We start from the raw sequence: 7,829 nt of genomic DNA, 5'->3' as shown, positions 1-7,829 counted from the left end.
CTCAAGTATATTACCACCGCGGCCAACAATTATTTGTATAAAACTATTCCCTACAAAACCCTCGATATTTTCTACGAATATGAATTGGATAATCCAGAGGTTGTTATCTCAGCTTCTGACGAGATAGCTGCGTTACAATGGTGTCACCCGCCTACCATGGACTTGAATGCCATCGGGTTTATCTCTATTCGCAAAGTGATAGGGGAATACTATAGTTTGTAAACCTTGAGCCATGTGTGGAATTAACAGATAACGAAGGACTTGTAAACTTTCGTTGGGTCGGTGTCGCCATACTATTTATACGTTCCGCGCGCCCATGCTGTCGCCAAGCGCCCCGAAGACGAATGCGAAACACTATTAATCACTAAGTCATTCGAGCGCATCCGCCCGAATCAAATCCAAAGATAGGTTCCCAACGCCTTAAAATGGTTTTTGGGCAAGGCCAAGATGCGATCTACTTGTTTATATTCTCGAAACACCTCAGTCGCTATGCCTCCTTTAACAAATAAATCCACCGTGGCTGTAGGAAAAAGTTGCTGCTTTTCGGCAACGATAGGCGTAATCAATAGCGTGTTCCCTAAACGATGGTTGGGCCGAATAATCAAAATACGGTGGATAGGTGTGGGGATATATTGCGAGGGATTATGAATGGGACGACGGGATTGCCCCAAACGACCCGTTAGGGCTTGGGATATTTTCTTACGTCAGTGCTATATTGGGGTTGGAATTTTCATAGGTGAGTGCTGATTGGAATGGGTAATTGGGCAATACTTTACAACGGTACTTCACACGAGTGCTGACGGAGAAAAACAACTGTTAATTGACATAATTTTAGGGAGTTATGTTGATTTATGTAAAAAAATGAACGAGCCACCTCAGCATGTTTTTCACCATAAAACCCATCGGTTTTTTTGCAGTTTTGCTGTAACAAAATGCGGCGGTGTTGGACTAAAGTAGAAAAGCACTCCTATGAACAAAGTGGTACTTTCAGCGGCGCATAATGGCGAAATTCGGGTCTCGGGGGTACAAGCCTTCGACAGTAGCGTTGATTTTACAGTATTTTCTGCCAAATATGTGGTACGCGGTTGTGAACAGTACCGAATCAACAACCGAACCTACCGTGTGGAATCGGGCGAATATATTGTAGGTAATGCCACTTCAACCTCACATATTATTATCGACAGTGCTCAACCCGTTTTGGGTATTTGTTTGGATATCCAGCCCAAAGTGATTCAAGAGATTTTGGATTTTGAATATGGAACCCAACCTGAGTTGGCCGCTTTTATTTTACAACAAGAGCAAATGGTCAACCGCTACACTGCGGCGCACACGCATTTGGGCTATGCCATTCGTCAGATTGAACACCATTTTGAAGCCTTAACCCGCGAAGAAGCCGTGTTACACCACGAGTTGTTTTATACCTTGGGCGAATGTTTGGTCAAAGATCAAGTGGACCTTTGGAAGCAATTTTCGCGTCTAAAATCGGTCAAACAAGAAACCAGTAAGCGGTTGTTTAATTTCGTACACGAAGCGCGTTTGTACATCGAGCGGCATTTTTTGGAACCTATAGCACTCGCTTCCATAGCCCAAGAGGCCCATTTATCAGAATATCATTTCATACGCCTTTTTAAAAAATTATTTGGCCGCACACCCTACCAATACGTGTTGCATTTGCGCTTACAACATTCCCTTACATTAATGCGACAAGGACTTGGTGTTGCCGAAGTTGCCTTTCAAACGGGGTTTGCCGATAAATCAGCATTTTGTAAAGCGTTTAAAAAGAAATTTGGACAGACTCCCACTGCGGTGAAATAAGCAATTTTTGACACCTTTTGTGACCTCCTCTTCGGGTAATTTTGTATAAAAAAAGCGATGAAAAATACCTTCGGACGTGGATTACACCTCTTGTTTGTATGTATTGGTGTTTTTTTTACAGTGCGAAACGATTGGGGACAGGCCTTAATCTACTTTGGGTTGGGTTTAGCCTTCGATCCTTTTGCTCCCACACAAACTTGGAACGACAAGCCCCTTTGGCAAAAAACGGTTTTGCTTTCTGAATTATCTCTTGTTTTTGTCTTAGGGGTGTTGTTGTTCTTAGGGTAACGATAGAAAATAAAAAAAGATTTGATATGCGAAAGTTAGGAATTCACATGGGTTTAATCGTATTTGGAATTACACTGGTTACTGCCCAACCGTTACCGCGTCGTCCGTGGATGGGTGCCCGACTCAGTGCCGATCCCCAAGGCGGGATTACACTCAATCAAGTGGTAGGAGGTACCGCCAAAGCCGCTGGACTGCAACCAGAAGACGTTTTGTTACAAATCAACGGCAAAGTGCTCAATCACCCGAGCGAAATGGCAACGACAATAGCCCAATACACCGAAAAACAAGCGGTCACGTTTACGATACGACGAGCGGGTACGCAGCAAGAAATAAAAACCACTTGGGTCGGACGTGATCGGGAATCGGTTGCAAAAGGAACGGTTACTTATGATCGGGTTCCTTTTAAGGGCGGACAGCTAAGTGTCATTATCAATAAACCCGAGGGAACGGGTAAACTCCCTGCCGTACTTTTCATTCCGGGTTATACCTGTAGTTCGGTGGATGGCTTGACTCCCGAACATCCGTATGGACGCGTGGTGCAAGCGTTTCATAATGCCGGATTTGTGGTCGTGCGCGTTGAAAAAAGTGGGTTAGGCGATAGCCAAAACACCCCCGATTGCAGTACGACTACGTTGTATGACGAAGTGGAAAGTTTTAAGGCCGGCTTCCAAAAAATGAAATCCTTGCCGTATGTCGATACCGAGGAGCTCTTCATTTTTGGGCACTCGATGGGAGGAATTATTGCTCCAGCCATAAGTGCTGGTGAAAATGTTCGCGGGGTTATGGTGTATGGTACCACGGCCAAAAGTTGGTTTGAATACCAGTTGGAAATGAATCGGTTGCAGTTGAAATTGGCCAAAACGCCGCCCATAGAATATGAACAACGTTGCCGTATCCAGGCCGATATTGCATTTGACTATTTTATTCGTAAAAAAAGTTTAGAGGCGATTGCCACAGACCATGAGAAGAAAGCCATATTGGAGTCGGATTGGCAATACGACGGCAAAGACCGTATTTTTGATCGCAATCAAGAGTACTGGCGACAGATTCAGGATTACCCGCTTTTGGACAATTGGAAAAATACTACGGGGAAGGTGTTGGTACTGTATGGGGAATCTGATTTTCAGGCCTTTTCACTACCCGATCACGAACAGATTGTACAAACGGTCAACCATTACCATCCAGGAAATGCCGCTTTACTTTCTTTCCCCTTGACCGACCATTATTTTGCCCGTTCTGGGACCATGCAACAAGCCTATGATACTTTTAGTCAAGGAAAGATTCAAGAATTATTTCAAGCCTTCAATCCCGAAGTGACCCAAAAAGCAGTCGCATGGGCCTTGGGTTTAGTGCAACCCTAACCTTTAAAGCATCCTACCATGCAACGTGTTATTATCCCGCTGATTTTCATATTAACCGCCTTGTGGAGTAAGGCGCAAACCAACAGTTGGCAAAAATTGACGACCGAACCCTATGCGGGTAAACAAGATGATATCACCTTTGTCGATCGCAATACGGGTTGGTATGTCAATGGTTTTGGCCGCATTTACAACACCCAAGATGGTGGTAAAACGTGGACCAAACAGCTTGAACAAAAGGGCTCGTTTTTCCGTACCCTCGTTTTCTTGGATGAAAAAGTAGGGTTTGTGGGCACCGTTGGCACCGATTATTTTCCGAATGTGACCGATACCATTCCGCTTTACGGCACGCAAGACGGTGGGAAAACTTGGAAACCTGTCCCCTACAAGGGGCCTTATGTTAAGGGCTTATGTGCATTTGATGTGGTCAAAGAGCAATACATTAATCACGGAAAGATCGATTACAAAACCCATATATATGCCGTTGGAAGAGTCGGGAGTCCGGCCAATATCATGGTTTCACACGATGACGGAACGACGTGGACTTCCCGCAGCATGCAAGCCGATTGTAAAATGTTGTTTGACATCAAAATGTTAGATAAAAACACAGGGTTTGCTTGTGCTGCAACCAATGAAGATATTACCCAGTCGCATGCTTTGATTTTGAAAACCACCGATGGGGGACAAACTTGGAAGAAAGTATATGAATCCAACCGGCCTTTTGAAACCACTTGGAAAGTATCATTTCCCTCGGCCAAAGTGGGGTATGTTACCATTCAATCCTATAATCCCGACCCCAATGTAAAGCAGCAACGGGTGGCCAAAACTACGGATGGGGGCGAAACATGGACAGAAATCAATCTATTAGAAGAGGCTGGGGCACGAGAGTTTGGCATTGGTTTTATCGATGAGAATCACGGTTTTGTCGGTACGATGAATTCAGGTTTTGAAACCAAAGATGGCGGGATAACCTGGACAAAAATCGACTTGGGTCGCGCTTGTAATAAAATTCGCTTCTATACCGATGCTGATAAAAAAGTGTATGGCTATGCGATTGGGGTGAATGTTTTTAAATGGGAATAATTTGGTGATTATAAATTATAAGTGATGAATTAGTAGCGTATTGAAAAGCAATTCTTTACGTATAAAAAAACATTTATCAGTAGGCTGTTTTTTATGAATGGACACAACAACTAAGGCGCAAGCAAAGTAATGGTTCTTTAAATGCAGTATATTGATACAGAAGAGATACCTGCGGTGTTGTGCCCAGATAAAAGAATATTCTTGTATTTCAAGCCATTAATAATTTTAACTTTTAGGTTATGCCCCATAAAAAAAGAACAGATACGAACGCTATTCCAAGTGTGCCTTGTATTGATCGCCACTATATTGGATTGAACGCTCAAAGTATTTCCGTTTTTGAAAGTGCCTTTTCCGAATTCGTTCGGGGTTACCATGAGGATGGGCATCTTTTATTTGAAAATCGTACCGCTTTAGTGGCCGCTCTTTCCCACCGATTTGAACAAACCGATTTTTCGTGTGAAGTGGTAAACCGCATTTTTCATAGCAAAGGGGTGATTGATCAGGAACGTTTGTTTCTATCGGGTAGACCATTTAAAGAAATTTGGATATACTTTGAAATAGTCGATGATCACATAACGATGTTTCGCTATCTTCATCAGCAAGCGCTCCCTGAATAGGAGTATTAACGTATAAAAAAGCGTTTCCGATACTCCATCGGACGGCATTTTTTCTTTTTTAAAAAGACCCGATTAAAATAGCTTAAGGTTTCAAAACCACAATCGCTAGCCACGGTACTGATTTTATGCTCTGTTTCTCTGAGTAGCATGCAAGCTTCTTGAATTCTAATTTCATTCACATAATCGGAAAAGGTTTTTCCCGTTGCTTTTTTAAAAAACTTACAGAAATTACTCGTACTCATGCCACTTACATCAGCTACCTTTTGCACCGTAATGGGGGCTCTAAATTGGGCCATTATATATCGGCATACCGTATTGATGCGCAGTTCTTGTTTGCGTGAAAACGATTGGTAATGCGGATTCGGACTTATTTTCTCATAGGGTGCTTGGGCAAGTTCTTCTAAGAGCGCCATCCCCAGAAGCATGCGGTTTAATCCCTCTAAGGTTACCAAATGGTTGAGTTGTTGTATCCATGCTTCCCGAACAGGAATCCGAATGCCATGCGCGGCTTCATTCAATAAGTTTTGTAAAGCCACTCCTTCTTGACACGTCAATAATGAAATCATCGGTTCCTTTAAGAATTGAATTACCAAGGCCTCTACGGGTCCTCCATCGAGCGATTTACCCGACCATGTATGCGGCACATGACGCCCCAACAATACAAAATCGCCTGCTTGAAAATCTTCATATGTATTTCCCACCAATCGATATCCTGAACCTCGTACTATATAGGTTAGTTCATACTCGGGATGATAATGCCATTTGAATTCGAAATACGGAACCACAATCCGATAAGCATGAAAACTCGAAACGCCTTTTTCGTGAGGAATGTTTTCAAAAATGGGTTTCATGGTTTAAATTGAATGAATGTTGATGTAAATATAGCTGTTTAATTCAATATAGTATTAGTTTTTGATTTTTTACGAAAAAAGAAATCCGCAAGTGAGCGGTACTTTTGTTGTTGTTGGAGGTTTATTGCTCCTTGTTTATAACAAAAAAACAGACCCATGAATACCGTGCCGGATCCTATTAGCGCTTTTTTAGACACTCCCATGACCCTCTCGCCAGAACAATTGGATTTTTATGAAACCCATCGGTTTATCAAACTCAAGTCGGTTTTAAATGCTGAAACGGTAGCCTTTTTCAATCGTGAAATAGGAGTTCAAGTAGCGGCTATGACTACCGAGCAAACGGCCTTGGAAGACCGAACCACTTATGGAAAAGCTTTTTTGCAATTATTCAATTTATGGCAAGAAAATGAGGTCATTAAAACCTTGGTGCTAAGCAAACGGCTGGCAAAAATTGCTGCCGATTTGATGCAAGTAACTGGAGTACGATTGTATCACGATCAAGCATTATTTAAAGAAGGCGGCGGCGGTATTACCCCATGGCATGCCGATCAATACTATTGGCCCTTGGCGTCGGATAAAACGGTAACCGCCTGGATTCCATTGCAAGCCACCCCCTTAGAGATGGGACCGCTAGAGTTCAGTGCGGGGAGTCATATACTCGTGGAAGGGCGCGAAATGGCCATCAGTGACGAGAGTGAGGATTTCCTAAACCGAAAACTGCGCATAACCGATTTTGAACATGTGATCGAGCCTTTCGATTTGGGGGAAGTGAGTTTTCATTCAGGATGGATTTTTCACCGTGCAGGCGCCAATACTACAGCCGATATGCGTAAGGTAATGACCATCATTTATATGGATCACGAAATGGTACTTAAAAATCCCGAGAACCGAAATCAAATCAACGATTGGGAAACTTGGTGTCCTGGGGCGCAAGTGGATGCCGTGATTAATACGCCGTTGAATCCAATTATATATGCCCAATAACATGGAAATTCGCTATTTGTGTCCCTATTGGGGGTGCGAACAATTGTCCGCTTCCGAGTTTTTAAACCGCGTAATTACTCATGGGTATGATGGTGTAGAGATTAATTTTCCGAATGATGAAAAATTCATGGCCGAGTTTCAAGATACTTGCGCCACCATCCGTTCGACATCACATCCTCATTTTATGGTGATCGCCCAAAATGTATTGTCGCCTTCCGAAAAGGGAATTGCCGATTACACCGCGCGGTTGATAGATCGGTTGGAAATGTTAGCTTCTTTAAAACCGTATGCCATCAATTCACACACGGGAAAAGATTACTACAGTTTTTCTGAAAATTGCCAAATTATCGAAACTACACAACAAATTGCTAAGAAAACAGGGATACCCATTTGGCATGAAATTCATCGCGGTCGTTTTTCGTTTCATCTTAAAACGGTTTTGGATTATTTAGAAGTTTTTCCCGCTCTAGGTTTGGTGGCCGATTATTCCCATTTTTGTGTTGTCTCCGAAAGTACGCTACAGGACCAACAAGCTCTTTTGGATCGTCTTATTCCTTTTGTTAAACATTTGCATGCTCGAATCGGATTTGAACAAGGGCCACAAGTTAACCATCCTTTTGCTCCCGAGTGGGAGTCCTATCGAAATTTATATTTGAAATGGTGGAAAACGATAGTGGCGAACCATCAAAAACGAAATGCCACGATTTTTACTATAACTCCCGAATTTGGTCCCTATCCCTATATGCCTTCGGCACCATTTACCCAAAAACCTTTGGCCTCGCAATGGGACATTAACCTGGAAATGAAACAGTTTTTACAACAACATCTGTAAC

9 protein-coding genes and 1 pseudogene are annotated in these 7,829 nt (G+C 42.8%); 8 read left to right on the top strand and 2 right to left on the bottom strand.

All coding sequences use genetic code 11. The features are described from left to right. Nucleotides 1–222: pseudogene (locus Q0037_RS11800) on the top strand (NUDIX hydrolase); the annotation flags it as partial. Nucleotides 223–392: 170 nt separating this feature from the next. On the opposite strand, the gene Q0037_RS11795 reads toward Q0037_RS11800, so the two are convergent. Continuing rightward, nucleotides 393–671, bottom strand: a complete 279-nt coding sequence (locus tag Q0037_RS11795; protein WP_297518647.1) for a hypothetical protein — start codon at nucleotides 669–671, stop codon at nucleotides 393–395. A gap of 298 nt (nucleotides 672–969) precedes the next feature. Here Q0037_RS11795 and Q0037_RS11790 point away from each other — a divergent pair, with 298 nt between their 5' ends. The 5 genes from Q0037_RS11790 to Q0037_RS11770 all read left to right on the top strand — a co-directional run bounded on the left by Q0037_RS11790 (nucleotide 970) and on the right by Q0037_RS11770 (nucleotide 5,161). Beyond that, nucleotides 970–1,815, top strand: coding sequence for an AraC family transcriptional regulator (locus Q0037_RS11790; RefSeq protein ID WP_297518645.1), 846 nt, complete (start codon nucleotides 970–972; stop codon nucleotides 1,813–1,815). A gap of 57 nt (nucleotides 1,816–1,872) precedes the next feature. Further along, nucleotides 1,873–2,103: a hypothetical protein gene (locus tag Q0037_RS11785; protein ID WP_297518643.1), complete on the top strand. Its 231-nt coding sequence runs from the start codon at nucleotides 1,873–1,875 to the stop codon at nucleotides 2,101–2,103. Between the two features lie 26 nt (nucleotides 2,104–2,129). Then, nucleotides 2,130–3,464: an alpha/beta fold hydrolase gene (locus Q0037_RS11780; protein ID WP_297518641.1), complete on the top strand. Its 1,335-nt coding sequence runs from the start codon at nucleotides 2,130–2,132 to the stop codon at nucleotides 3,462–3,464. 18 nt (nucleotides 3,465–3,482) lie between these two features. Further along, nucleotides 3,483–4,544, top strand: a complete 1,062-nt coding sequence (locus Q0037_RS11775; RefSeq protein ID WP_297518639.1) for a hypothetical protein — start codon at nucleotides 3,483–3,485, stop codon at nucleotides 4,542–4,544. Nucleotides 4,545–4,783: 239 nt separating this feature from the next. Next, a complete protein-coding gene (locus Q0037_RS11770; RefSeq protein ID WP_297518637.1) occupies nucleotides 4,784–5,161 on the top strand; it encodes a hypothetical protein in 378 nt (125 codons plus the stop codon). A gap of 5 nt (nucleotides 5,162–5,166) precedes the next feature. Here the strand turns inward: Q0037_RS11770 and Q0037_RS11765 are convergent, their stop codons facing one another. Continuing rightward, complete coding sequence (locus Q0037_RS11765; RefSeq protein WP_297518635.1) at nucleotides 5,167–6,012, bottom strand: AraC family transcriptional regulator; 846 nt, start codon at nucleotides 6,010–6,012, stop codon at nucleotides 5,167–5,169. A 156-nt stretch (nucleotides 6,013–6,168) separates the two neighbouring features. Between Q0037_RS11765 and Q0037_RS11760 the strand changes: the two genes are divergently transcribed. Further along, nucleotides 6,169–6,996, top strand: a complete 828-nt coding sequence (locus Q0037_RS11760; protein ID WP_297518632.1) for a phytanoyl-CoA dioxygenase family protein — start codon at nucleotides 6,169–6,171, stop codon at nucleotides 6,994–6,996. Between the two features lies 1 nt (nucleotide 6,997). Continuing rightward, the gene (locus Q0037_RS11755; RefSeq protein ID WP_297518630.1) at nucleotides 6,998–7,828 is read left to right on the top strand and encodes a sugar phosphate isomerase/epimerase; all 831 of its coding nucleotides are present in this window, start codon (nucleotides 6,998–7,000) and stop codon (nucleotides 7,826–7,828) included. The last annotated feature ends 1 nt before the right edge of the window (nucleotide 7,829 follow it).

Source organism: Flavobacterium sp. (genome assembly GCF_027482425.1).
Taxonomy (GTDB): domain Bacteria; phylum Bacteroidota; class Bacteroidia; order Flavobacteriales; family Flavobacteriaceae; genus Flavobacterium.
Note: the sequence above shows the minus strand (reverse complement) of the source record. Positions and strands in the feature narration are given on the sequence as shown.